The 25,324-nt window shown below is 44.8% G+C and carries 21 protein-coding genes; 10 read left to right on the top strand and 11 right to left on the bottom strand.

The features are described from left to right. Positions 1-15: 15 nt before the first annotated feature. A complete protein-coding gene (locus AC3CHU_RS19935) occupies positions 16-1,920 on the bottom strand; it encodes a PTS fructose transporter subunit IIABC (protein ID WP_488526292.1) in 1,905 nt (634 codons plus the stop codon). 378 nt (positions 1,921-2,298) lie between these two features. On the opposite strand from AC3CHU_RS19935, the gene AC3CHU_RS19940 reads away from it, so the two are divergent. Together AC3CHU_RS19940 and AC3CHU_RS19945 are read left to right on the top strand one after the other, a co-directional pair. Then, positions 2,299-3,138 (top strand): helix-turn-helix transcriptional regulator, encoded by an 840-nt coding sequence (locus AC3CHU_RS19940; RefSeq protein WP_488526293.1) that lies wholly within the window; start codon positions 2,299-2,301, stop codon positions 3,136-3,138. Positions 3,139-3,689: 551 nt separating this feature from the next. Then, on the top strand, positions 3,690-5,468 hold the full coding sequence (locus tag AC3CHU_RS19945) for a sodium:solute symporter family transporter (protein ID WP_488526294.1): 1,779 nt from the start codon (positions 3,690-3,692) through the stop codon (positions 5,466-5,468). A gap of 149 nt (positions 5,469-5,617) precedes the next feature. On the opposite strand, the gene AC3CHU_RS19950 is transcribed toward AC3CHU_RS19945, so the two are convergent. Then, a complete protein-coding gene (locus AC3CHU_RS19950) occupies positions 5,618-6,391 on the bottom strand; it encodes a PTS sugar transporter subunit IIA (protein WP_488526295.1) in 774 nt (257 codons plus the stop codon). Between the two features lie 8 nt (positions 6,392-6,399). Next, the gene (locus AC3CHU_RS19955) at positions 6,400-6,738 is read right to left on the bottom strand and encodes a PTS fructose transporter subunit IIB (RefSeq protein ID WP_017074509.1); all 339 of its coding nucleotides are present in this window, start codon (positions 6,736-6,738) and stop codon (positions 6,400-6,402) included. A 228-nt stretch (positions 6,739-6,966) separates the two neighbouring features. Between AC3CHU_RS19955 and AC3CHU_RS19960 the strand changes: the two genes are divergently transcribed. Next, positions 6,967-8,838: a fructose-specific PTS transporter subunit EIIC gene (locus AC3CHU_RS19960; RefSeq protein ID WP_488526296.1), complete on the top strand. Its 1,872-nt coding sequence runs from the start codon at positions 6,967-6,969 to the stop codon at positions 8,836-8,838. Between the two features lie 107 nt (positions 8,839-8,945). Here AC3CHU_RS19960 and AC3CHU_RS19965 read toward each other — a convergent pair whose 3' ends face one another. Then, a complete protein-coding gene (locus AC3CHU_RS19965; protein WP_065206324.1) occupies positions 8,946-9,530 on the bottom strand; it encodes a TetR/AcrR family transcriptional regulator in 585 nt (194 codons plus the stop codon). Between the two features lie 154 nt (positions 9,531-9,684). Beyond that, positions 9,685-9,858 (bottom strand): hypothetical protein, encoded by a 174-nt coding sequence (locus AC3CHU_RS19970; protein WP_162838716.1) that lies wholly within the window; start codon positions 9,856-9,858, stop codon positions 9,685-9,687. A gap of 401 nt (positions 9,859-10,259) precedes the next feature. Between AC3CHU_RS19970 and AC3CHU_RS19975 the strand changes: the two genes are divergently transcribed. Further along, on the top strand, positions 10,260-12,239 hold the full coding sequence (locus AC3CHU_RS19975) for a methyl-accepting chemotaxis protein (RefSeq protein ID WP_488526297.1): 1,980 nt from the start codon (positions 10,260-10,262) through the stop codon (positions 12,237-12,239). A gap of 138 nt (positions 12,240-12,377) precedes the next feature. Here AC3CHU_RS19975 and AC3CHU_RS19980 read toward each other — a convergent pair whose 3' ends face one another. The 4 genes from AC3CHU_RS19980 to ohr all read right to left on the bottom strand — a co-directional run bounded on the left by AC3CHU_RS19980 (position 12,378) and on the right by ohr (position 15,638). Then, positions 12,378-13,157, bottom strand: a complete 780-nt coding sequence (locus AC3CHU_RS19980; RefSeq protein ID WP_488526353.1) for a 2OG-Fe(II) oxygenase family protein — start codon at positions 13,155-13,157, stop codon at positions 12,378-12,380. A 9-nt stretch (positions 13,158-13,166) separates the two neighbouring features. Beyond that, positions 13,167-14,507: an aldehyde dehydrogenase family protein gene (locus AC3CHU_RS19985; RefSeq protein ID WP_488526298.1), complete on the bottom strand. Its 1,341-nt coding sequence runs from the start codon at positions 14,505-14,507 to the stop codon at positions 13,167-13,169. 186 nt (positions 14,508-14,693) lie between these two features. Continuing rightward, entirely contained in the window at positions 14,694-15,002 is a 309-nt protein-coding gene (locus tag AC3CHU_RS19990) for an ArsR/SmtB family transcription factor (protein WP_488526299.1), read from the bottom strand. Positions 15,003-15,215: 213 nt separating this feature from the next. Then, on the bottom strand, positions 15,216-15,638 hold the full coding sequence (gene ohr / locus AC3CHU_RS19995; RefSeq protein WP_135457044.1) for an organic hydroperoxide reductase Ohr: 423 nt from the start codon (positions 15,636-15,638) through the stop codon (positions 15,216-15,218). 127 nt (positions 15,639-15,765) lie between these two features. Between ohr and ohrR the strand changes: the two genes are divergently transcribed. Next, positions 15,766-16,203: a transcriptional regulator OhrR gene (gene ohrR, locus AC3CHU_RS20000; RefSeq protein ID WP_488526300.1), complete on the top strand. Its 438-nt coding sequence runs from the start codon at positions 15,766-15,768 to the stop codon at positions 16,201-16,203. Positions 16,204-16,362: 159 nt separating this feature from the next. Here the strand turns inward: ohrR and AC3CHU_RS20005 are convergent, their stop codons facing one another. Together AC3CHU_RS20005 and AC3CHU_RS20010 are read right to left on the bottom strand one after the other, a co-directional pair. Continuing rightward, a complete protein-coding gene (locus AC3CHU_RS20005; protein ID WP_488526354.1) occupies positions 16,363-17,526 on the bottom strand; it encodes an amino acid permease in 1,164 nt (387 codons plus the stop codon). Positions 17,527-17,822: 296 nt separating this feature from the next. Continuing rightward, complete coding sequence (locus tag AC3CHU_RS20010; RefSeq protein ID WP_488526355.1) at positions 17,823-18,761, bottom strand: LysR substrate-binding domain-containing protein; 939 nt, start codon at positions 18,759-18,761, stop codon at positions 17,823-17,825. A 153-nt stretch (positions 18,762-18,914) separates the two neighbouring features. Here AC3CHU_RS20010 and AC3CHU_RS20015 point away from each other — a divergent pair, with 153 nt between their 5' ends. The 5 genes from AC3CHU_RS20015 (at position 18,915) to yidZ (ending at position 25,078) form a co-directional block, all read left to right on the top strand. After that, positions 18,915-20,351 carry a Mur ligase family protein gene (locus AC3CHU_RS20015; RefSeq protein WP_488526301.1) on the top strand — a complete coding sequence of 479 codons (1,437 nt, stop codon included), beginning with the start codon at positions 18,915-18,917 and terminating at the stop codon, positions 20,349-20,351. Positions 20,352-20,413: 62 nt separating this feature from the next. Further along, positions 20,414-21,619 (top strand): D-alanyl-D-alanine carboxypeptidase family protein, encoded by a 1,206-nt coding sequence (locus tag AC3CHU_RS20020; RefSeq protein WP_488526356.1) that lies wholly within the window; start codon positions 20,414-20,416, stop codon positions 21,617-21,619. Then, complete coding sequence (locus AC3CHU_RS20025) at positions 21,616-22,839, top strand: MFS transporter (RefSeq protein ID WP_488526302.1); 1,224 nt, start codon at positions 21,616-21,618, stop codon at positions 22,837-22,839. The genes AC3CHU_RS20020 and AC3CHU_RS20025 overlap by 4 nt, the downstream gene beginning before the upstream one ends. 84 nt (positions 22,840-22,923) lie before the next feature. Further along, the gene (locus AC3CHU_RS20030; RefSeq protein ID WP_065206317.1) at positions 22,924-24,135 is read left to right on the top strand and encodes an MFS transporter; all 1,212 of its coding nucleotides are present in this window, start codon (positions 22,924-22,926) and stop codon (positions 24,133-24,135) included. Continuing rightward, entirely contained in the window at positions 24,110-25,078 is a 969-nt protein-coding gene (gene yidZ, locus AC3CHU_RS20035; RefSeq protein WP_488526303.1) for an HTH-type transcriptional regulator YidZ, read from the top strand. Before AC3CHU_RS20030 ends, yidZ begins: the two co-directional genes overlap by 26 nt. Positions 25,079-25,324: the final 246 nt, after the last annotated feature.

Consider the following 25,324-nt stretch of genomic DNA (forward strand, 5'->3'; position numbering starts at 1 on the left):
TGGAGTTGAAATGGCTTAAGCCGCTGCTGTCGTTAGCTTGGCTTTGCGTAGATTTTTAAGCGCGATACATGTAACCGCAGTTACGCCCGCACCTGAAGCCATACACAGAAGTGCCAGCATTGGGTAGTTCATTGCACCGAGTAGAGCCACAACTGGACCACCGTGGGCAACGCTGTTGGTGATACCAAATGAGAACGCCATAACCGCTGCAGTCATTGAACCCAGTACGTTGGCAGGGATAACCGACATAGGGTCTTGAGCTGCGAAAGGAATCGCACCTTCAGAGATACCCACTAAGCCCATCGCGCCTGCAGCCTTACCCGCTTCAATTTCAGAAGATTCGAATAGGTCGAACTTACGGCCAAGTCTGGTTGCGATAGCCATACCCAGTGGAGCAACAGGAATTGCACACGCCATTGCACCCATGAATTGAGTTTGACCGCTCGCAATCATGCCGACCGAGAATAGGAACGCCACCTTGTTGAATGGGCCGCCCATATCGAAACCAGCCATACCACCAAGGACAATGCCTAGCAGAACCACGTTGCCTGTGCTCATGCTCGTTAGCAGTGCAGTCAGTGCATCCATCAGCCCAGCGATAGGTGCGCCAATCACAAAAATGAACAGACCCGCGATGAACAGAGAACCAGTGATCGGAGCGATCATGATAGGCACAAGTGGTTGAACGAATTTGTGGTAGTTAAATGAGGTAATCCATTTAACGAAGTAACCGACTAATAAGCCTGCGATGATTGCGCCAATGAAGCCTGTACCTGCGTCAGCGCCGTAGAAAGAACCGTTGTTCGCAATCCAACCGCCAATCAAGCCAGGGGTTAGGGCAGGGCGGTCGGCAATCGCGTAAGCAATGTAGCCAGCCAAGATTGGGATCATTAGGGTGAAGGCAACCACGCCCACTTCTAGAATTTGGTTCCACATGCTGCCCGCAGGAATCGCCATGCCGGATTCACTTGGCTCGCCGCCAATGGCCAATGCAAGTGCGATCAATAGGCCGCCAGTTACTACGAATGGGATCATGTGTGATACGCCATTCATCAAGTAACGGTAAAGGTCTGAACGCGCTTGTGAGGCTTTCTCTGCAACAGATTGGTTGGTCGGCGCTTGGTCTGCTTGATAACTTGGTGCGTTGAGCGCTTGCTTAATCAAACCTTGCGCGTCTTTGATTGGTGCTTTTACGTTGGTGCTGATAACGCGTTTTCCCGCAAAGCGCGCCATGTCGACCTGCTTGTCACAAGCCACGACAATCGCGTCAGCACGTTCGATCTCTTCTTGAGTTGGGCTGTTTTTAACACCAATAGAACCGTTGGTTTCGACCTTGATGTCGTAACCAAGTGCTGCCGCGCCTTTCTCAAGTGCTTCTGCTGCTAAGTAAGTGTGTGCAACGCCTGCAGGGCAACCTGTCACACCAATGATGAAGCCTTGCTTCTCAACGTTGGTTTCGGTTGTTGATGGTTCAGGTTTAGTAAGCAGTAGTTCCAACGCCGCTTGTTCTGAGTCGGAATTCATGAAGCTTTCGATAAAGTCTTCTTCAATCAGTTTTGAAGAAAGCTCTGCTAGAACTTCGATGTGATGGTTATCGCCGCCATCTGGAGAGGCAATCATAAAAAAGAGTTTGGATGGCTGACCGTCATCTGCGCCGTAGTCGATGCCCTGCTTGTGGACGCCGATCACAACCGCGGGTTTGATTACCGCGCTGCTTTTCGCGTGTGGAAGGGCGATACCTTCTTCAAAGCCAGTATTACCTTGTGCTTCACGCGCCTTAATATCGGCAAGAAATTGTGTTTTATCTGAAATTCGACCCTGTGCATAAAGCACGTCTATTAGCTCTTTAAATACGTCTTCTTTTGAATTAGCGCTAAGCGAAAGCTTAATCAAATCTTGATTGATCAATGTCGTGATCATAATGAACCCCTAATACGTTTTTATTTTGTAATGGGTATTCTGGAATTGATCACTCACCTTCTGTAGTGCAGAAAAAATGCATTTACTGGATGATTGTTGCGTTCTAAAAAGAGTGTGATTTTGATCGGTATAACCGTCGATTTTAGGCCTATCTTGACAGCATTGATAATGCAACGAGGCTTTTATTTATAAAGGTTGTGGCGTAGTGGTCTATTTTAAAAATGACGTTCTATATCAGTTTTTAGACTGGATATTTATTTCTATGACTGGATTTTTGTAACCTAGATCTCAAATTGTGATTTTGCTCAATAGCGCTATGTTTCACTAAGGGGTATATCTATTCTCGTAGCCTTATTGCTGCCCATCAGAGTACGAATAATGATATTTCATGACTTAATCTCCTCGGTGCTAAATGAGAGAGAACCGTTTCATAACATCTGGTTTGCTGGAGATTTTCATACTCCTTCAGCTTTTAGTTATCAGGTGAACTTTCCGCGTTTAGAGTTGGTTCTAGACGGAGAGTATATTAATGAAATGGAAAGTCATGATCGCAAAATCACTAACGTTATTGCCAAAGCTGGAGATGCGATTTTCATTCCGCCTAACTGCTGGAATAAGCCTAATTGGGATACCGATTGTTCTGTGTTGAGCATGTTGTTTGGGCGTCGTCAGCTTGGTTTAAGTTTGGTGAGTAAGCGCAAAGGGGAAGAGAGTTTCTATGATATTCAAAAGCACAGTATTCAGACTCGATCTGGGTTTGCGATTGATAACATTCTAGAGGCGCTTAGCTCACTAGCAAGAGAGAGCAACAAGCAGCCTATGGATGAGTTATTGCTACAGGCTCTTCTTCAATACAGTAAGTCGATGTTGGATGCGCCGGTCGAGAAGTCTCACAGCCGAGTGCAGGATGTGTATCAGGGAATTTGTATCTACATTCAAGAGAACTTCCATCGCCAAATAACCCGAGACAGCATTGCCTCACGCTTTAGTATTTCATCCAATCACTTATCACGAATGTTCCGCCAGCAGGGCCATATGACGCTGGCAGAATACATCACACGCGTGCGAGTCGACCGTGCCAAGTTCATGCTCAAAAAGTACAACTTCAAGCTCAATGAAGTGGCGGTGCGTTGTGGCTTCAAGGACGTGAATTACTTTTGTCGAGTGTTCAAAGATCGAACAGGAAGAACACCGACACAATATCGTGGGTCAATCTAATATACTCTAAAATTCCCTTTTCTGACCTGAGCTTATACGACCGAAATTTGTATGACTAGAGCATCACTGCTGACTCCGAACTGCTATGATCCATTTGCTTTGTGTTCTCCTCTTCCGTTTATTCCTACGCTTCATATCTAAGTTCATTTTTCTATTTACCGTGTTTCACTAAGTAACTCCAATTAATAATATTAAGGGTTAGTTTTTCGAGTTGCTTATTATTTCCGCTCTCTATTGATTGAATTAAACGTGTGAGAGTTGATGTATTAATGCGATGCATTTAATGGATGTTAAGTAAATTAAAACCACTTATCGAGACGACAAAATCTTGTTATTGTTGTCCGGGTTACTGATTGAGGTGTTTTTAAGTTGTTGATTTTAAATGTTTACCTTGTTTAGGCTTATTCTTTATTTACTAGCGCGTAATTAATGACTCGAAATCAAATATTCAGGTTTATATGCTCTATCACAATCTTGACTTATAATACTACAAATTAAATTATCTATGGATAATATGCTCTTCAGATATTAATAATAAAGAAGATTTATACATGGAACTCAATACTCTGATCGTAGGAATTTATTTCCTTTTCCTTATCGCAATAGGTTGGATGTTTAGAACGTTCACCAGTACCACCAGTGACTATTTCCGCGGGGGCGGTAACATGCTTTGGTGGATGGTTGGCGCAACTGCATTTATGACGCAGTTCAGTGCTTGGACCTTCACTGGTGCAGCGGGTAAAGCGTATGCCGATGGTATGGCTGTCGCGGTTATTTTCCTGGCGAACGCCTTTGGTTACTTGATGAATTACCTGTACTTCGCTCCGAAATTCCGTCAACTGCGTGTAGTAACGCCAATTGACGCGATTCGCATGCGCTTTGGTAGCTTCAACGAGCAAGTGTTTACTTGGTCTGGCATGCCGAACAGTATTGTATCTGCAGGTATCTGGCTAAATGGCTTGGCGATCATCGCATCGGGCATCTTCGGCTTCGATATGACGACAACCATCGTTCTAACCGGTCTTGTTGTACTTGTGATGTCGGTGACAGGTGGTTCATGGGCGGTTATCGCGTCTGACTTCATGCAGATGGTTATCATCATGGCGGTAACAGTAACGTGTGCTGCGGTCGCTATTGTGCAAGGTGGCGGTGTCACTGAGATCATCAACGACTTCCCTGTAGCAGAAGGCGCATCATTCGTTTCTGGTAATAATCTGAACTACGTAAGTATCTTCGGAATCTGGGCATTCTTCATCTTCTTCAAGCAGTTCAGTATCACCAACAACATGTTGAATTCTTACCGTTACCTAGCGGCAAAAGACTCAAAGAACGCGAAGAAAGCGGCTCTGTTGGCATGTATTCTGATGACAATCGGTCCAATCATCTGGTTCATGCCACCTTGGTTTGTTGCAGGACAAGGCGTTGATCTTGCGGCGCATTACCCAGATGCAGGTTCTAAAGCTGGCGATTTTGCTTACCTATACTTTGTAGAGCAATACATGCCAGCAGGTATGGTGGGGCTTCTAATTGCAGCGATGTTTGCGGCAACTATGTCTTCAATGGATTCAGGTTTAAACCGTAACTCAGGTATCTTTGTTATCAACTTCTACCAACCGATTCTTCGTCCAAACGCGACAGAGAAAGAGTTGATGGTTGTGTCTAAGTTGATGTCTTCGGTCTTCGGCGTCGCTATCATCCTTATCGCACTGTTTATCAACTCGCTGAAAGGTTTGAGCCTGTTCGACACCATGATGTACGTCGGTGCATTAATCGGTTTCCCAATGACCATTCCAGCATTTTGTGGCTTCTTCATTAAGAAGACTCCAGACTGGGCAGGTTGGGGCACGTTAGTGGTTGGCGCGATTGTGTCTTACATCGTAGGCTTCGTGATTACCGCTGAAATGCTACAAAACTGGTTCAACCTAGAGCCGCTAACGGGCCGTGAATGGTCTGATTTGAAAGTAGCGGTAGGCCTGATTGCTCACTTAACGTTCACAGGTGGCTTCTTCATTCTTTCGACTCTGTTCTACAAACCACTAGAAGCGTCTCGTCAGAAAGATGTAGATATTTTCTTCAACAACCTTGCGACACCTTTGGTTTCTGAATCAACAGCACAGAAGAAATTGGATAACAAGCAACGCCACATGCTGGGCTCACTGATTGCAGTGTCTGGTGTGGCAGTAATGGCGATGTTTGCTCTACCGAACCTATTCTGGGGAAGAATGATGTTCGTACTGTGTGGCGGTATCGTGTTTATCGTTGGTCTGATGCTGGTGAAAGCCGTGGACGACTCGGTGGAAGATGCGAAACAAGAGAACAAAACGGCTTAGGTAACTAAACCTACAAGATAAGCCATTTAGAATAGAACGGCTGAGCGTAATTGCTCAGCCGTTTTTTATTGTGTGAACCATTGAGATTACAACTAATGGAGCGAGTAACTTAGTTAATCAAGGAAATGAATTTAAAAGGGAGAGATGAACTAAATCAGACGTGACGAGATGTACATCAATAGGGCCTGCAAATCGACACTGCTTCGAGTCATTTGTAAACGTTCATTGACCTGATCGTGGAGCAGGTTTCGCGTTAAATTGGTGGCTGCAATAATATGTTCTCGTTGTGGTTTAGTTGGCAGAACGAGTGCGATGGCAACATACACTTCACCAATGCGTGAAGCCCAATCAATCGGGTCGTCACTGACGATGACCGCAATCGAAAGATCTTGAGTTGATTCAAACATCACATGGGGCAGTGCGATCCCCGGTGACACACATGTCGAAGAGCGTTCCTCTCGTTTAATAAACGCCAGAATCAGTTCATCCGGATCTTGTGGGTAAACGAGGTGAGCGAGCCCTTTTAGGCATTCAAACTTGGTCAGTTGAGTTTGTGCTTTGGCATGATGCCATTTGATCTCGCAAGGTGGGCATATCTGCGGCATACGCTGAATCAAATCGTTAGAGAACTCATGGTTTACTTGCGAGCCAACCATGGCGTAATGCTCGGCGATTATGTCTTTAAGAACAAAGCACGCCAGTTCCGCATCGATACCAACAGCGGTTATCTGACACAAATCACCACGAAGTAGACCGACTTGTAACATCGCGACAGATTTGGATAGATCGGCCGTTCGATTTTGAGTGATGTTGATAATACGGATGTTACTTTTGAACTTCTTCGCCAAACGGGTGAGAGGCTGCGCAACGTGAGAATTAGCCGCTGGGTCGTCTACGAAGAAGGTGATCTGATATTCATTCATACCGAGGATTAGCTGCGACAAGGCTTCGTATCACGACAAGGTTTTAGGTCACGACAATGCTTGATAAAGACCTTTTCGACGCTTAACAGTACTTCCTCCATTGAGATCAACACGGTTTTCGCAGGATCAAATCGGTTTGGTTGTTCAATGTCGATATCGGAGACGATCAGGATTTTATCAGCCTGCACGATATCGTGATCTGTCAGTAAGTTTTCAATACCCATCGCACCTTGCGTTTCAACCTTGATTGAAACGTTGAACTTAGGGGCGGTTTTAACTAATGCATCCGCTGCCATGTAGGTATGGGCAATGCCTGTAGGGCACGCAGTTACCGCTACAATTCTCATTATTATTCTCGGCTTGTGTGGATCAGATACTATTATCCGAATCTGTGGATTTTATGGATTGCCGTTTTTAATTCAAAGGTGGACGTCACACTCTGAGTTCTTGGTTACAATTATCCAGTTAATGCACTTTTCGTCCTATATATTGAGAAGCCTTGCGTCGTTAATCTTTTCATCTCATTAACTTCTTTTAGCTCATTTACTTAAATCGGCACTCGTACGAGGCAGCATATGGATATCACTAACATTATCGAGCCAGAGATTATCTGCTTGGAATTACAGGCAGACTCGAAACAGGCGGTATTTGAAGAGCTTGTTGAACTGCTCGACCGTGCCGGTAAGCTCTCGAGTAAAAGTGATTTCCTTGATGATATCTGGAAGCGTGAAGCTATAGGTAATACTGGATTTGATGATGGTATTGCGATTCCACACGCGAAAAGTAAAGCCGTAGCTAAACCTGCTGTCGCCGTTGGTATCAGTCGTTCTGGAATCGATTATGGGGCCGACGGTGGTGAATTGTCTGATGTGTTCTTCATGCTCGCTTCACCCGATAACAATGATGATCATCATATCGAGGTATTGGCTCAAATATCGACCAAACTGATTGAAGATGACTTTGTTACAAAATTAAAGGCGATGGAGTCGGTAGAGGAAGCTTTAGAGTTGTTTCTCGAAGCCAATTCTGACTCTTTTGACAGCTACGCCTCCAACTATCATGAAGTGTATGTCGAGCCACTCAGCCCTTGGGCTCAATCTCTTAATCGCCTTAAAGAACACTTGTTGTACGGCACTTCACACATGATTCCATTCGTGGTCGCGGGCGGTGTTCTGTTGTCTTTATCGGTGATGATGTCTGGTCACGGTGCCGTTCCAGAGAGCGGCGTTTTGGCTGACATTGCACAAATGGGTATTGCGGGCTTAACGCTTTTTACCGCCGTGCTCGGCGGTTACATCGCGTATTCAATGGCAGACAAACCGGGTTTAGCACCAGGCATGATTGGTTCTTCGGTGGCGGTGAATCAATACAACACTGGTTTCCTTGGTGCGATTGTGGTCGGCTTTTTCGCAGGCTTTGTGGTGAATCTACTTAAGAAGATCAAGCTGCCAGACAGCATGATCTCGCTGAGCTCTATCTTCATCTATCCGCTTGTCGGCACGTTTGTTACCTGTGGGGCTGTGATGTGGGTGATTGGTGCCCCCATTGCGCAGGTGATGCTTGAGATGAACCAAATGCTGACTGGCATGGCCGGCTCAGGAAAAGTGGTGCTGGGTAGCATTCTAGGTGCAATGACCGCGTTTGATATGGGCGGTCCAATCAACAAAGTAGCCACGCTGTTTGCACAAACTCAGGTGAATACTCAGCCATGGTTAATGGGGGGCGTTGGCATTGCCATTTGTACACCCCCATTAGGTATGGCGCTGGCGACTTTCTTATCGCCGAAGAAGTTTAAACGAGACGAACGCGAAGCAGGTAAAGCAGCAGGTATTATGGGAATGATTGGCATCAGTGAAGGTGCAATCCCATTTGCAGCGGCCGATCCTGCGCGTGTTCTGCCTGCAGTTGTGGCTGGTGGCATTGTCGGTAACGTGGTTGGCTTTATGTTCCATGTAGTAAACCATGCTCCTTGGGGGGGCTGGATTGTTTTGCCTGTGGTTGATGGCAAGATTGGCTACATTGTTGGGACGTTAGCGGGTGCACTGACGACGGCTGCGATCGTGATACTGCTTAAAAAGAATGTGGTTGAAGATGAGTCTCGCTCTAGTCAATTTGCGGGTGGTTCGGTCACGGAAGAAGGGCAAGCTGATGTACTTGCTATTACTTCTTGCCCGTCAGGTGTCGCGCACACTTTTCTGGCGGCTAAGTCTTTGGAAAAGGCAGCACATCATCTTGGGGTTCGGATAAAAGTCGAAACACAAGGTGCAAACGGGATAGGCAATCGCATTACACAAAAAGATATTGAAAAAGCTAGGCTAGTGATTTTTGCTCACGATGTGGCAATCAAAGAAGTCGAGCGCTTTGCGAACGTTAAAACCTTAGATGTCAGTACCAAAGAAGCGATGCTTAATGCACAGGCGTTAATCATGACGAAAGTATCAAAGTAATCGGATCTTGAGATTGGCTGAAAAGCGATAAATAAAAAGACGCCCAAGTATTGATAATAATACTTGGGCGTCTTTTTATATGGTCTGAGCTTATATAAGTTCAGCCTCTAAAAAGGGTGGTACTTAAATACGTCCTCAACCATCGAGTTGAGTAATTCGATGTCGTCGCATGTTTTCGCATAGGTACGCAGGCCAGCGATTTGAACTTGAACATGACGAGCAAGCTGAGCGGGTTCTCGCTCTTTGCTTATCTCACCTAGATCTTGTGATTCAGCTATCAACTTGGCGAATTCACCTTCCATGATCTTTAATGATTTCTTCGCTTCTGCTAATAATTCTGCGTGCTCGTCAGTCAGTTCAGCAACCGTTTTAGCTAACATGCACATGCCGTTAGGAGAGCTCTGTTTAGATTCGACAACAGCACGCTTTACGAAGTTTTCGAGCGCTTTGATTGGAGAATCCGTTTCGCTGCGGAAGCGATTCAGATTGAGAATGCCAAGTTCGGTATAACGAGCAAGAGTTTCCTTAAATAGGCCTTCTTTGCTGCCAAAAGTCGCGTAGATGCTGCCCGGACGCATATCAATCACGTCCTGTAGGTTACGCATAGACGTTGCGTGAAAGCCCTTTTCCCAATACAGGTTAGTTGCTTTATCTACTACATCTTGTCTATCGAACTTCGCTGTCTTGGCCATAATATCTACTTCATTAATCTGAACATATGTTCAATATTTTATGCTGAACGCCCGTTCTAGTAAAGAAGAGCCAGCAAGAAAGTAAGCCGCTTAGTTTAGTTATTTGCTAAGTATTTGAAATAAAGTGGTCAGCTTGTCGCTATAAGGCTGTAATTTACGCGTCGACTACTTCTACAGTTTTATGTTGCGCGCCGTAATAGGTGCCTTCATCAATGGTATACATTAAAGTTTCATCGCATTCTGGGCAGTTGAATTCTTCATTGGGTTCGATAGCGGCTTCTTCTACCCACTCCCATCCAATGTTTTCTTCGCAAGCAGGACAATTCATAAAACCTCTAATTATGCATCTACGTTAATTTTAAGAGCTCGGCATTATACATATTTGATGTTGAATTTATAGATGATCGCGAGTGCATTACTTGGTAAGGATTATACTGCGAGTGCCGATCTACCTCTTTGTGGTTATGCAAAATCTGTCAATTTTTAGTCACTCCGCCAATAAAATGTTGTTGCACGCATTTGTATGGCTACTAAGGTTGCATAGCTTGCAGTTTTATAAATAAATCAATGAGTTTTGTAAGGTTAAGTGTTAGATTTATCGATTGCCGTCGATATAGAACGGTAATTGTTAAAACTGAATAATTATATGATCTCAACAAGGGCATGCCGGTTTAGAAGTGTGTCTAATTACATGACAGATAGAGATTTGTTAGCTGCTAGGGAATAAAAATGAAATTATCCGATATGTCTTTTAAGCAAAAAATCATTGCTTTGCTTATTTTGCCGATCTTAGGGTTTCTATGGCTCAGTGTTTCTGCGATTTCAAAAGGCGTAGAAACGGCGAGTGAAATGTCATCATTGAATCAACTGACACGCTTGTCGGTTGTTTACAGTGAATTGGTGCATGAGTTGCAAAAAGAGCGAGGCATGACGGCTGGCTTTATCGGCTCACAGGGTACTCAGTTTGTCAGTGAACTACGCTCACAAAGAACAAGTGCGGATACTCGACGTGACCAAAGAAACGAATATTGGCAGTCTGCTGATATCGATTTGCCGCAAATCACAAAGTTGAATACAGAAATCAGCCGAAGCCTCAATCAGATCACTTCTATTCGTAATCGAGTGGATTCTCAATCAATTCCACTCTCTGAGGCGTTAGGTTACTACACAAAACTGAATGCAAAACTGCTTAGTGTATCGGCTTTGATTGCGGAACTGAGCTCAGACTCGACGATTACTACTGAAACCATCGCTTACTACAATTTCTTGCAAGGTAAAGAGCGAGCGGGTATCGAGCGTGCTGTCCTCAACAACACCTTTTCTAAAAATGAATTTGGCCCAGGTATGCTAGTGAAATTCATCTCTTTGGTGACAGAGCAAAATACTTATTTTTCGAACTTTAAAGTGTTGAGCACTACCGATAATGTTCGTTTCTTTGAACAACAACTGAATGATCGATCTGTAGCGGAAGTAGAAAAACTTCGACAGCTAGCAGAATCGAAAATGAGTGGTTTTGATGTTGATCCTGTCTATTGGTTTGTACAGTCAACGGCACGTATTGTTCAGCTGAAGAAGACTGAGAACCAACTGGCAGACTCTCTTATTGCATTGACTGATCAGAAAACTCAGCAAGCTCAATCAGCAATGATGGGCAGTATCGCGATGTTTGTTGTGATCACCCTGTTTGCGACCTTTATTAGCTTTAAAGCCATTACAGATTTAACAACTCGAGTTAAAGATCTTACGCGTGTGCTTTCTAAAGTCCGTGATGACAATGACCTAACCGTTCGCGCAACATACTTGGGTGAGAGCGAGCTTGGTCAGATATCTTCATCGCTTAACGAAACGTTAGAGAAGTTCTCTCAGGTGATCGATAACTTGTCTCAATCTAGCCTAACACTCGCTTCAGCAGCCGAAGAGACAGCGCAAACTTGCCAATACAACTCTAATACTTTGGTTGAGCAGCAAGACCAAATCGGCTTGATTGCAACAGCGACAGAAGAGCTTTCGGCAACGGTGAGCGAAGTTGCGGCTAAAACACAGCAAACAGCAACTTCAGCTAAGCTGGCTGACGAACAATCACAAGCAGGCTTGAGCACGGTCCAACACTCTTATGAATCGATTGAAATCTTAGCATCTGAGATTAACGGCTTAGCTGAGAAAATTACCCACCTACACGAAAGCAGCAATAACATTAACAGCGTTATCGATGTGATTAAGTCGGTTGCTGATCAAACAAACTTGTTAGCACTAAACGCAGCGATCGAAGCGGCACGTGCTGGTGAACAAGGTCGTGGTTTCGCCGTTGTAGCTGATGAAGTTCGTACATTGGCGCAGCGCACTCAAGAATCCACCTTGGAAATTGAAGGCTTCATTAGCTCTCTACAATCAGACGTGCAAACCGCGTTTAACGTGATTGATAACAGCAAGAAGATGTCTTCAAGAGCAGTTGAAGATTCACGAGGAGTAGAGCAGACGCTGCAAGATATTTCTGGTGCTGTGAGCGAAATATTCAGCATGACAGAGCAGATCGCAACTGCGACCGAAGAGCAAGCGGTCGTCACTCAGGATATTGCTCAGAACGTTGTGGCAGTCGAACAGAAGTCGACAGAATCGACGACAGGCGCGACTCAAATTGCAGCAACAGCCAAAGAACAAGCAGAATTGGCAACATCACTGAAAGAACTCTCGAATACGTTTAAGAGTTAATCTTTCCGATCTCATAGCTAATAGCTAAGAGTTTAAAGTTAAGAGCTATCTCTCTTATATAACGAAATGTCCCGCTTAGTGCGGGACATTTTTTTAGGATTTGAAGCGACTAAGACTGCGCTTTATAGAAACGACAAGTTAAAGCTCAAACAATACGTCAGTACGAATAATGTATTTAGTGCCAGAAAGTATCGGTGCTGAGCCGTGTATACAATGAGCAGGGTGAGTACCGTGAGGAAAACACAGGACACTACCACTGGGTGTTCTAACTGATTCTATATCCGCACTCTCATGATGATGCCCTTGACGACGAGCAGGCTTACTCGGGTCATCATGGCTAACCATGAATTGGGTTTCGCCACCGACGAAATCATCACTCAGGAGAAGTAAAAAGGTATACATGCTCCAACGGTCGCCAAAAGAGTCATCGATCAGTTCTCCATCGACAACTTGACTACCGGGCCAAGAGCCATCGGTGTGCATTTTAAAGAAATCCCCTTCATCGTAGCGATAAAATCGAAAACGACCGTTGATTCCAAGTGGTTTCACTCCAGCAAAATGGTCGTACTTATCAACGAAATGATCTTGGCAACGTTTCCAAATTACGTCGAGCGTATCAGTATCAGCTATCAAGTTGAGATTCTGATTGTGGCGAACTTCTCTTGGTAGAGAAACGGCCGCATCTTCCGTAAAGCCAAGTTGATTGGCTCCATCTAGTATGCGCTGAACTTCTTCAGGGAGTAGCACATCGAGTAACTGAAAAGCTCCCGGTACATTGTTTACTTCAGCGCGTGATACCGCGTTAACGTTCTTATCAAGTGCAAATGGGTTTGCAGACTTTGGTGCCCAAACGGGAAGGTCACTGCGCTGAGTACCAGACTCGCGTCGAACGACATAAAAATTTTCTTTGTTATTCATCATCAACCTCTATCTTGAAACCACTTTTACTTGTGCAAACTGACGGTGTCCGTCAACCGAGCCGTGGTAACCAAGGCCACTCTGTTTCGCACCAACCCATGGAGCATCACCACTGCCGCCTTGTCCTTGATTAATGCCAACCATGCCAGCATCAAGTTCGTCAGCAACGTCATTGACGCCTTGGTTTCCGAACACCACGGCACCCAACCCATACTCGCTGTCATTAGCGCGCTCAATGGCATCATCAATGTTTGAGTAACGACTGATAGCAACAACCGGACCAAAGGTTTCTTCTGTTTCCAGCTTCATTTCTGCTGTCATTCCGGTGATAACAGTAGGGCGGATATAACGCTCTGGTTGTTCAATACCGCCTAGAAGGAAAGTAGCCCCTTTTTGTTGTGCGTCTTTTAGTTGATCCGCGATTTTTCCATGTTGCATGGCATTGATGATTGGTCCTATGTTTACGTTAGGCATATCCCACGGGCCAATCTGGTACATATTGGCGATCTCAGTGACACGTTGTTCGAATTTATCGGCGATTCGCTCATCAACATAAATACGTTCGATGGACGTACACATTTGCCCTGAGTTCTCAAAGCTACCCGCGACGGCAAAACGTGCTGCTTGCTCTAAGTTAGCATCGCGCATCACTATCATGGGGTCTTTGCCGCCCAGCTCCATTACAAGGCGTTTCACTTTGCTTGCTGCACGAACCATGATGTCTTGGCCTGCTGCTTTAGAACCCGTGAACGCAATCATTTGAATGTCACCTTCAACTAAAGCTTTACCCGTTTCGCGATCGCCATGCAAAATTGTCAATACGCCTTCGGGTAGGTGTTTCTGTAGCTCACCAAAGAATGCTTGAGCGATAAGAGGGGTCTCTTCAGAAGGTTTTAGAATCACGGTATTACCCGCGACTAACGCAGGCACGATGAGGTTATTTGCCATCATCACCGGGTAGTTCCAAGGAGAGATTACACCGACAACCCCAAGTGGGCGATATTGAAGTTCAGTGGACCCAGAGAGCTTTCGCGTATTGAGTGCGCGTTGTGCCTCTTCTGCATAATGCTGACCCATATAAATCGCACCAGTTGCTTCGCCAGTGGCGCGACGAATATCTTTACCCATTTCACGAGCAAGTAACTGTGAGAGGGACTCTTCGTACTTATCAAGTTGTTGATAGGCTTTGATAATAGTCCGCACTCGCTCGTTCATTGAGAGTTGACGCCATGCTTTTTGTGCAGCCTTTGACTGGCGAATCGTTTGAACTACTTCATCTCTAGAGGCGTTATTGACCTCACCAAGCAGTTCTCCATTACTAGGATTAAAAGATTGAATAGACTTGCTCATGTTTGTCGGCTCCGCTGCATTTTTAGTATCTGCATCATCATTATTGAATAGTTCGATAACTAGATATCTAAAAATCTCGATATGTTAATTTTTAATAAATGATATTCGTCATAAAGGATGGCGTGAATCCATCCAGTTTTCATCGTGCTATCTAACTGTTGTTCTGTTGATTTTTGTTCTTTTCAACTATAGGGAATCAGACAGCGCTTTTAGGAATTTCTCGATGTATTCGTCATTACGCTTGTAGTAAGTCCACGAGCCAATGCGTTTTGAAGTCACCAACTTTGCACGTTGCAGGTTAGATAGGTAAGAAGACACTGTCGATTGAGACAAACCGCTTTTCTCTTGAATAATGCTGACGCATACCCCTTCAATATCGGTATCAACGAGCTGTTTCTCAAGGTTAAAGTGCTCATGTGGCGACTTTAGCCAATGAAGAATGTCTCTGCGAACAGGGTTGTTGATCGATTTTAAAACTTCATTCATATCTGACATGGCGTTTGGCTGCTGTTTTCGATTAACGTGGAATATACTCTTTAAAGCAAGATATCGCAATATCTCGATATTCTAATTTCGCTACATTGAGGTAAGAATGTCATTCACGCTTATCGTCGGCGTGTTGATTTTCATCGTTAAGTTTTAGGTTCTCGTTCTATGCTTTAAGAACCAAGAACCAAGAACCAAGAACCAAGAATCAAGAACCAAAAACTAAAGCGCTTGTCCGTTAACCGACAATTTCACATCAATGTTGCCACGAACCGCGTTTGAGTAAGGGCAAACTTGGTGAGCCGTTTTCACAAGCGTAACAGCTTGTTCCTGATCTAAATCGAGTTCAACGGCTAGTGAAACGGTTAAAGCAAAGCCACCATTCTCATTTGGACCAATGCCTACCGTTGCAGTCGTTGGCGCTGATGCGATCTTAATCTTCATCTCTTTCGCTACATGAAGCAACGCGTTTGAGAAACACGCAGAGTAGCCCGCAGCAAACAGTTGTTCAGGGTTGGTCGCTTCACCTGTACCGCCCATCTCTTTAGGGTAGCTCAACGCCACTGAAAGCAGGTTGTCATCAGTAGAAACTTGGCCGTTACGGCCTGCCGTTGCTGTTGCAGAAGTTGTGTAGAGTGTTGTCATTGTTTTAGTCCTTACTTGAATTGTGTAAAATTAAATTGCGCACAACTTAATTTTAAAGCTAGCTTAATTGATAAAATTTGAACGCGCAAGTATATTGTGCACAATTTAATTTATTGGTGAGGTGATCATGAGCGACCAAGATGACTATCTAAAGCTGGATAATCAGGTGTGTTTTGCGTTGTATAGTGCGTCGAATGCAATGAGCAGAGCGTATCAACCTTTACTGAAAGCGCTTGATCTTACTTACTTGCAGTACATTGTGATGATGGTGCTTTGGGAAGAAAAAGAGATAAATGTCAAAGCGCTAGGCGCAAAAACGCATTTAGATTCTGGCACCTTGACGCCATTACTCAAGCGTTTGGAAGCGAAAGGTTATGTGCTTAGAACTCGCAGTGTTGAAGATGAACGAGTTCGAGTTATCACGTTGACACTTGCAGGAGTCGCTCTCAAAGAACAAGCGCAAACCGTGCCAGTTGAAATGCTGTGTCTCTCCAAGATGAACGAAGATGAGCTTAAATCATTAAAAGCACAGTGTGAGCAATTGCTTGGTAACTTGACCAAATGAGAGAGGGCTTTTAGTTCTCGGCAATGATAATCAGAAAATGAAAAGCCCATAAGCCTTTACTACTAATTAGCGGTCATTGCTAATCCAGAGTAATGCTCACGGGCTTTTTGGTATCGACTACCGTTTAAATGGTCACTAGATATTGTATTAGTTTGAGAATTAACCCATAAACCAAGAGATAAAAATCAACGCACCAAAACCAAATGTTGCGATAAGTGCCGTGTCGCCGCCGGCTGCGGTATAGCTGCCTTGAGTCTGTAGGTGAGGAAAGTCTGGCCTACGAACTTTAACCACCATTGCAAGTGGTCCCCAGATAGCTAAGAACACCAACACCATCCCCGCGTAATCCAACATGCTCACGAACTGGCTTGCGAATAACTCAGCTAATACCAAAGGTAGAACGAAGGTTAGGGCATAAGCCAATGCTTTGTTGTTGGTGACGGCATCTTTGTTTTGGTCGTACAGCGCCATCGACACACCAAGGAAAGAGGTTACCAATGCCAGTGCTGAGAACAGCGCAATCACTACTTTTAACCAAGCAGACTGCCCGCTAAACGCTGAGATCAGTTCTGAAATGTTATGGAATTGGCTGATAGCGTCTGTACCAAGGTTGCCAATAATTGCGAATAACCAAGTTAGGTAGCAAATTAATGGAATCACTGAACCCAATAGAATCATATTGCGGATCTGTTTTTGAGTCGCTTCTCGGTTGTAGATAACCAGTGACGGAATCACCACCATAGAAGCAAAGCTGGTAAAGATAACCGCGCTGTACTGCACCACGTCATTAGCCGTGTATTTGCTGGCTTGAGTCAGATAATCAATGCGAATGTTGCTAAACAAAGAGGCGATAACGATAAGCAGCATCACCACCATCGTGATGAATAAACCGCGATTTAATTTGTCGATATACGACTTACCCGCCACCACAATCACACCCATCAATAGGCTGAAAACGGTATAAGCAGCGGATGCAGAGATGTCTACGCCGACGTCGAGCAGCAGTTTGTGGATGATGTCACCGACACCCAAGATATAAGCGATCAGCATGCACACCAACAGCAGGTAAAAGAGTGCATTGATAAAGTGTTTGCCTTTGCTGCCTAACGTTAGGTAAGCAACACTGCTCATTCCACTGTTGTCTTTGGTTTTGGTGCACGCTTCTGCCAGGAGGAGTGCTGAGTAGGTAGTGCCAATAAAGATAAGCAGCATAAGCACTGAGCTGATCATGAAGCCAAATTGGGCCAACACCATCGGAATGGCAAGCATACCAGCCCCTAATGCAGTTCCTGAAAGAATCAAAGAACTGCCGAATAATTTCATATTCAAAAAAACAACCTCTAGCGATCCAAATAATTTTTCTTTGGATTGTAAATAATTGTTTCCAAGACTAACAAAATACTCATTAGAGTTAGGGATTAAATTCTAATAATTTTTGAAATTTTCTAAAAAAATTGCAAATGCATCTCTTTGAATGATTGGTTGTCGTTGCTTGTATTTTTCTTGTGATTGTATTTATCGATCGATTAACGTTTATAAATTGCTTGGCAATTCAAGTTCGAGCGGATTCGACCATAAAATGGAGCTTGAATATTTGTAGAATTGGCCTCGATTTGTGCTTATCTGATTAATCTTAGCTCTCTCACTTTATCTTGAATGAGGTTTTGGACGAGTTGCGTCAGAAACTGAATTCGAGGGTGGTTCGCGTTGCGTTTTAAAGTCACCATATCGATATCAAAGTCAGGGATATCAATCGGCGGGTCGCATAACACCAAGTCATCGTCAATTAACTCAGAACGACCGACCATCTCGGCCATTACAGCCAACAGATTTCTTCCTGAAAGCATCCTACGAATCGTTAGAAAACGGGTCGTCCCAAGTACCACATTTCGTTTTACTCCCATTTTTTCCAATGTGCTGTCGACTTGGCTGGTTAACTCTTGATTCGCCGTAATGATCATTTGCGGTGTGTCTAAGTAGGTGTCTAGCGGAATTGGAAGTTTGGTATTCAATATCTTGTTATCAAAGGTACACAGGTGTTTTTCTCGGTAAAGAAAGGTGGTGTTGAGGTGGTTTGGTAGCTCCTGAAATACGCCAATGCATAAGTCAGTATCTTGATCTTCGAGTAACGTTACGCAATTTGCACTGTCGACAGGCTTGAGCAGAACCTTACTTTGAGGAGCAAGTTTCTGAAGCGTGTCGAAAATGTCTGGGCCAAAGATCTGCTCTGCGTAATCACTGACGCCAATGATGAACTGACCTGTGTAGTTTTGTGGCTCAAATTGCTCAGCAGGTAAAATATCTTGCGTGAAAATCGACAAAATTTGCTGAACTTTTGGGGCGACTTCATGTGCTCTCACGGTCGGCTGCATTTTATTGCCTTGCCTTTCAAACAGAGGGTCACCTAATAACTCACGGAGTCGCTTGAGGTTATAGCTGGTGGCTGGCTGTCCCAAGTGCAGTTCTTTTGAGGCTGCAGAAACACTCTTTAAACGAAAAAGTGTATCAAAAGTCAGCAGTAGGTTGAGGTCGATTCCACGCCAATTAAGATCTTTCACAGCAATACTCGCATCTGGTAGAGGTAACACAAAAGAATCTAGGTTATCAATGTGACTAATAACTTGGATTGATTTGTTCAATTTTATCGATGTTGGTCAGCAAAATATACTCAATTTAATCAAGAAATCCTAGCCAACTTAAGGGACAAGTGGATGTTGAGTGAAAAATTGAAAGGCTTTTTAAAACAACTGGGCGTACTGTCGATTAGGCGCTTCTCAACAAACAGTGAGCATATTGAGTCTCAGGATGTGTTTGTTTGCCGCGAAGGGGCTGCTCATGACAGTCATCGCTATATTGAAAGTGCGATTGCGAATGGGGCGGTTGCCATTATTGCAACAAAACCTGTTTCAGCATCGGTGCCTGTGTTGATGACTGGAAGTCATTACCAAAGCTTATTGCTTATTAAGGCTTTTTATCAATACCCGCACAAGAAGATCAATCACATCGGTATTACGGGGACCAACGGAAAAACGACTGTTGCTCATGGTCTGAATCAGATCCTCAAGCACAAGCAACGGAGCGCCTACATTGGAACGCTCGGTGTGGAGTTCGCGGGTAAGAAACAAGATCTGAGTAATACCACACCAGACGGAGTCACATTGTTGAACTTATTCAAGGATATGGCTGAAGCGCAGGTCACGGATAACGTTATGGAGCTAAGCAGTCATGCATTGGTGCAAGACAGAGCTGGATTTGTACCGTTGTCTGTTGGAGTGATCACCAATATTGGCCGTGACCACCTTGATTATCACAGAACGGTTGATGGCTATGTTCAGGCGAAACTTCAGATTTTAGATCGTATTCAACCCAATGGTTTTGCAGTGATCAACCTAGATGATGCGCATGCCAATGTTGCGATAGAACGAGCAAGCAGCCGAGTTAATGTTGTGACATTCTCATTGCATAATCCAGAGGCGGATCTTTATGTTGAACAACTGAAGGTTGAGCAATTTGGCGCTACTTTTATTCTCAATAATCAGGGTAGAAAAGAGCCTGTTTTTAGCCAACTTCCCTTTCAGTTTAATGTCGAGAATGCCTTAGCGATGGCAGCAACCCTGTTGACATTGAAGTGGTCGTTATCGGATATCGCAAACGCGCTGAATGGTGTTGTTGCACCTGACGGGCGTTCAAAGTATCTATCGCTAGACAATGGTGCTTTGGCTTTAGTGGATTATGCACATAACTTTGATGGCCTTTCGGCTCTTTACCAAGGCATTCACTCTCAGTTGGCTAAGCGAGTGATAACGGTCGTCGGTGTTACGGGCGACCGAATACGGGATGCAGCTGACATTGGGAAGTTATGCGCTACCCATTCTGATGTTGTTATTTTCACCTCAGACAACCCACTTGGCGAAATGCAGGAGGATATTTTCCGTGCATTAACTTCGCAAGTGAGTAGTACGCTTTGCTATGAAATCAGTGATCGCCATGAGGCGATTCAGGTCGCTAAGCAATTGAGTCGAAGCGGCGATCTTATCTTGGTTTGCGGTAAAGGCTCGGAAACTCATCAATACATCACGACTAATCAAGTGGGTCGACAATGTTATATCGGCGATGTTGCGGCACTGACTTTGGAGGAGACGCTATGAGTCAGGTCTTTGTAGTGAAGTTCAGAGTCATCTCATATTTTATTGTGGTAGCAAAGACGAAAATGAAGTTTAAAGCGAAGCTTCGATGGCGGTTAGCGTTGGCTTGGTTAACGTTAGCAGGGATCAGTGCACCAAGCTTGGCGGTGGTAACGTCCAATCCGCCAGAGTTGCCCGCCAAAGGTTATGTTTTGATGGACTTTCAGTCAGGCTCCATCATTGCAGATCAAAACTCACGCGCGATTTTAGCGCCCGCTAGTCTGACGAAGTTGATGACAGCTTATGTGATTGGACAAGAGATTAAGTCCGGTAGATTGACATGGCAGGACAAAGTATCGGTCAGTGAAAATGCGTGGTCGGCAAAATTTCCAGAGTCATCCAAGATGTTCATTCAGCCCGGAGACGAGATTTCGGTCTCGAATCTCATGAAAGGGGTGATCATTCAGTCGGGTAACGATGCTTCTGTCGCTTTGGCCGAACACATCACGGGGAGTGAGCAAGCTTTTGTTAGCCTAATGAACGGTTGGGCGAAATCACTTGGGCTACAAGATACTAACTTTGTAAATGCGCATGGCTTAGATGGCGAAGGCATCCAAACTTCTCCGCTTGATATGGCGATTTTGATGCAGTCGATCATCAAGGATGTACCAGACGTTTATGCGTTATACCAAGAGCGTCTGTTCAAATGGAATGAGATCACTCAATACAATCGAAACAAGCTGCTTTGGGACAAGTCCATTAACGTCGATGGTGGCAAAACGGGTTACACCGAGAATGCTGGCTACAGCCTAGTCAGCTCTGCGACGGAAGGTAAGATGCGGTTGATATCGGTTGTGATGGGTACCAATAGCCCGCAAGCACGAACCTCGGCTTCAAAGAACCTACTGAGTTATGGATTTCGTTTTTACGATACCAAACAAGTGATGCAGCGGAATCAGGTCGAGTCTCAGGTACGAGTGTGGAAGGGGGATATCGAACAAGTTAGTGCCAAGATAGCCGAAGATGCGTACCTGACTATGCCTAGAGGGTTGGTCGATTCGCTGCAAAAATCTGTGGTAATGATTGATCCACTAATTGCGCCTGTTGAGCAGGGTTCTGAGGTGGGCAAAGTCGTCTGGAAAAGCAACGGTAATACGGTGGCAAGTTACACTTTGGTGGCAGATCAAACTGTAGAGCAAGGCTCTTGGATGGTGCGACTTTGGGACAGCGTCAAACTTTGGTTCGGTGGGCTATTCTCTGACTTGATGGGTCGGATTGAGGTGAACGAATGATCACTGAAGTGAGCACTACGCCAATGTGGCGCAACCGAGATTATATACGCCTGCTGTCTGCGCAGATTATCTCTTTGGTCGGCACGGGCATGAGCTCTATCTGTTTAGCGTTGCTCGCTTATGAACTGTCGGGTGATGACGCAGGTTTGGTGCTGAGTATTGCTTTCGCGTTGAAGATGTTGGCGTACATTGGATTAGCCCCGGTATTTGGTGCTATCGCACATAAGTTACCGAAAAGACGGACTTTGGTCGCGCTCGATTTGATTAGGGCGTTGCTATTTGTATGCTTGCCGTTTGTCACTGAAGTGTGGGAAGTCTATGTGTTGATGTTTCTTATCAATGCATGTTCGGCGGGGTTTACGCCGTTGTTTCAATCCACGTTGCCGTTGGTGTTGGTGGATAAAACACAGTATGCGAAAGCACTGTCGTTCAGCCGAATGGCTTACGATCTTGAACAGATCTTTAGTCCAATGCTGACGGCCTTATTGCTGAGCTTAATTGGTTTTAGGCAGCTGTTCATGCTTGATGCTGCTACTTTTTTGCTGTCTGGGGTTTTGATCTTGCTGTGCACACTTCCGAATATGAAACGAGTAACTGAGTCAGCTTATAAAACTCAGGAACTTAGTGTGATACAAGGGCTGCGCAATTATTTGAACAAACCTAAATTGAGAGCTTTATGGTTTGCGTATCTGGCAGCGGCCAGTGCTTCTGCGATGGTGCTGGTGAATACGGTTATCTATGTGCATGAAGTGCTGCATGGTGACGAAACGCAAACCGCATTAGCGATGATGGTTGTTGGCTTGGGTTCTATGTTGATGGCGCTTCGGTTGCCTAAGTGGCTAGAAAATCATTCTCCTCAACATTTCCACTGGATAGGTTTACTGACAATTTGTGCCTCTTTTGTGGTGGGTAGCTTCACGCCTGGTTGGGTCGGCTTTGGCGTAATGTGTTTAGCCATGGGAGTAGGGATGTCTTGTATTCAAACTTCCGCAGGCCTATTGATCACCCAAGCGTGCGAGGGAGAAGACACCGCCCCGTATTTTGCAGCGCACTTCTCTTTAACGCATTTCTGGTGGTTGTTCACTTATTTGATCGCGGGGGTGAGCGTGAAATTCTTTGGTGTGAGCGCGGGTTATCTCATCATGGGTGGGGTATGTGTTGTGAGTTGTTTGATGTATGCCTCTATCAAAGATGCAGCACTTAGAAATGGTTTGTCGTAAATGGAAAGATCCGTTGTCGTAGATACCACTCGGTAGTTTGGCGTTTCGCTCTTATTATCCTCACACCAATTATGTGGGGGTGTTATGTACCGTTTTCTATTTTGTAGTTTTACGCTTGTTCTCTTGTATCCAACGGCTATTGATTTGTATTTAGTTGGGTTGCCTCAAATTGCCGCGGACCTAAATGCGTCTGAGGCTCAGCTTCATGCCGCGTTCTCTATTTATCTCGCAGGAATGGCAACCACCATGTTGTTTGCCGGTAAATTTGCCGACAGTGTAGGAAGAAAACCTGTCGCTATTTTCGGTGCAATTGTCTTTGCTACCTCTTCGATGTTCGGCGGTGTTGTGACCAGTGCAGAACCATTTCTTCTCGTGCGTTTCTTTCAAGGTGTGGGTGCTGGCTCTTGTTATGTGGTGGCGTTCGCTATCTTGCGAGATGTATTGGACGACCAAAAACGCGCTAAGGTGCTGTCGATGATGAATGGCATTACCTGCATCGTACCAGTGCTTGCGCCTGTGATTGGCCACTTAATCATGACGGTTTACCCGTGGCCGAGCTTGTTCACGACCATGGCGAGCATGGGTGTTGTGGTGTGTTTGTTGTCGGTGCTCGTGCTAAAAGAGACTAAACCTAAAGTTATAGGGTCGGTGTTAGCGAAAGCTTCTTTATCTGAGACATTTCAACCGACTTCAACTGAAACGTTCAAAGACCCGTTGTTTATCAGCCGAGTGATCATGACCAGCCTAGGAGTGACCGCAATTCTCACTTATGTGAATGTCTCTCCACTGTTGATTATGACAGAGCTTGGCTTCGACCGAGGTCAGTATTCTTACACTATGGCATTAACCGCATTGGTGAGTATGTTGGTGTCATTTTCTGCACCATTTGCTTTGAATGTGTTTAAGCAAAAGAACTTAATGCTGACTTCACAAGTTTGCTTTGTCGTTGCGGCTATCTTGTTGCTCGCATCGATTGATGGTGGGTTAGGGCATTACGTGACGTTGTTGGGCTTTGCTTTCGTGTGTGGCGGCTTCTCATTAGGTTTTGGTGTCGCGATGAGCCAAGCATTGAGCTGTTATTCACAGCGCGCAGGTGTGGCAAGTTCAATACTCGGAGTTTCCCAAGTATGTACTTCAGCACTGTTTATTTGGTTTATGGGCGTTATCGGGCTAAGTGCATTGAATATGTTGGCATTTATATTGGCTGCTGGTGGAGTTATCAGTATTGCTCTAATACTATGGGTAGGTCCTTCCCAAGTTAAAAGTGATTATGAAGAAGCCACTAGCCCGTCTTGATCTGAATTTGTTATTCACTCTGCAATTGCTGCTGCAGGAGCAGAGTGTTTCAAAAGCTGCGAAAAAGCTCAACGTCACGCCTTCAACGGTAAGCAAATCACTGACTAAACTTCGAGACTGGTTCGATGATCCTCTATTTGTGAAAACGCCGAGGGGCTTAACGCCAACACCACTTGCGCTGAGCATGGTGAAAGATCTTCAAGACTGGTTGCAGATCGGTAGCCAAATATTGACGACTCGGGGCGACGATGCTCCAAAAGATCTGCGCTTGAATCTCGAGGCGGAATCTCCTCTGTCGCTAATCATGCTCAATGAGCTGACGCAAAGCGTGTATCAACGCTATCCAGATGCAAAAATAAAAATGCGTAATTGGGATTATGACTCTATCGATTCCATCGTTCGCGGCGAATCTGATATTGGGTTTTCAGGGCGAGAAAGCCACCCGCGTTCGAAAGAATCCTTAGACGCATTGCCATATTTCATCGACTTCGAGGTTCTGTTCCATGACCTGCCTGTGGTGTACCTAAGAAAAGACCATCCTGCCTTGCAAGAAGAGTGGAACCTTGAGGCTTTCCTTAAATACCCTCATATCAATATTGTGTGGGAGAAAAGCGAAACATGGGCGCTGGATGAAGTGCTTACCGACCTACAGCTCGACCGCAATATCGCACTGACATTAGCGGGCTTCGAACAATCGTTATTTATGACTGCCCAGTCAAATCACACCATGACTACTGTTGCGCCGAATTACTGCCGACGTTACGTAGAACAACTTCACCCCAATCTTACCTGCTTACCTATCCCTCTAGATGAAGAAAATGCCAATAAGTTGCTGATCCCATTCACCATGATTTGGCACAAGCGTAATGCCTACAACCCAATCGTTCTATGGTTAAAAGACACGCTCAGAGAGCTTTACCAGTTTGAAGGGAAAAGTGTCTAACCTTGTGATGAGATTAAATGTGATTAGATGACCTGAAGGCTTGTACCGTTAATATTGATCGTTGATTGAAATAAGAATTCAGAGTTAGAAGCGAGCCCATCAGGTGTTGTCTGATGGTTTTTTTATTTTAAATCATATGGATAGAGTCAGAGTTTTTCAAATGAATACGGTTATTTCTTAATTGTTGATTCGATAAATAGTGTTAATCTGAACGATTGTTCAAATTAGAGCTTGAACGATCGTTCT

It is taken from the genome of Vibrio sp. QJM3NY_39 (genome assembly GCF_057785895.1).

Coding starts and splice junctions, on each gene's coding strand:
- AC3CHU_RS19960 (WP_488526296.1), top strand. CDS start 6,967: ATGGATATCACTAACATTATCGAGCCAGAGATTATCTGCTTGGAATTA.
- AC3CHU_RS20020 (WP_488526356.1), top strand. CDS start 20,414: ATGAAGTTTAAAGCGAAGCTTCGATGGCGGTTAGCGTTGGCTTGGTTA.
- AC3CHU_RS19970 (WP_162838716.1), bottom strand. CDS start 9,858: ATGAATTGTCCTGCTTGCGAAGAAAACATTGGATGGGAGTGGGTAGAA.
- AC3CHU_RS20030 (WP_065206317.1), top strand. CDS start 22,924: ATGTACCGTTTTCTATTTTGTAGTTTTACGCTTGTTCTCTTGTATCCA.
- AC3CHU_RS20025 (WP_488526302.1), top strand. CDS start 21,616: ATGATCACTGAAGTGAGCACTACGCCAATGTGGCGCAACCGAGATTAT.
- AC3CHU_RS19975 (WP_488526297.1), top strand. CDS start 10,260: ATGAAATTATCCGATATGTCTTTTAAGCAAAAAATCATTGCTTTGCTT.
- AC3CHU_RS19990 (WP_488526299.1), bottom strand. CDS start 15,002: ATGTCAGATATGAATGAAGTTTTAAAATCGATCAACAACCCTGTTCGC.
- ohr (WP_135457044.1), bottom strand. CDS start 15,638: ATGACAACACTCTACACAACTTCTGCAACAGCAACGGCAGGCCGTAAC.
- AC3CHU_RS19955 (WP_017074509.1), bottom strand. CDS start 6,738: ATGAGAATTGTAGCGGTAACTGCGTGCCCTACAGGCATTGCCCATACC.
- AC3CHU_RS19945 (WP_488526294.1), top strand. CDS start 3,690: ATGGAACTCAATACTCTGATCGTAGGAATTTATTTCCTTTTCCTTATC.
- AC3CHU_RS20005 (WP_488526354.1), bottom strand. CDS start 17,526: ATGAAATTATTCGGCAGTTCTTTGATTCTTTCAGGAACTGCATTAGGG.
- AC3CHU_RS19950 (WP_488526295.1), bottom strand. CDS start 6,391: ATGAATGAATATCAGATCACCTTCTTCGTAGACGACCCAGCGGCTAAT.
- AC3CHU_RS20015 (WP_488526301.1), top strand. CDS start 18,915: ATGTTGAGTGAAAAATTGAAAGGCTTTTTAAAACAACTGGGCGTACTG.
- AC3CHU_RS19985 (WP_488526298.1), bottom strand. CDS start 14,507: ATGAGCAAGTCTATTCAATCTTTTAATCCTAGTAATGGAGAACTGCTT.
- AC3CHU_RS19965 (WP_065206324.1), bottom strand. CDS start 9,530: ATGGCCAAGACAGCGAAGTTCGATAGACAAGATGTAGTAGATAAAGCA.
- AC3CHU_RS19935 (WP_488526292.1), bottom strand. CDS start 1,920: ATGATCACGACATTGATCAATCAAGATTTGATTAAGCTTTCGCTTAGC.
- ohrR (WP_488526300.1), top strand. CDS start 15,766: ATGAGCGACCAAGATGACTATCTAAAGCTGGATAATCAGGTGTGTTTT.
- AC3CHU_RS19980 (WP_488526353.1), bottom strand. CDS start 13,157: ATGAATAACAAAGAAAATTTTTATGTCGTTCGACGCGAGTCTGGTACT.
- AC3CHU_RS19940 (WP_488526293.1), top strand. CDS start 2,299: ATGATATTTCATGACTTAATCTCCTCGGTGCTAAATGAGAGAGAACCG.
- yidZ (WP_488526303.1), top strand. CDS start 24,110: ATGAAGAAGCCACTAGCCCGTCTTGATCTGAATTTGTTATTCACTCTG.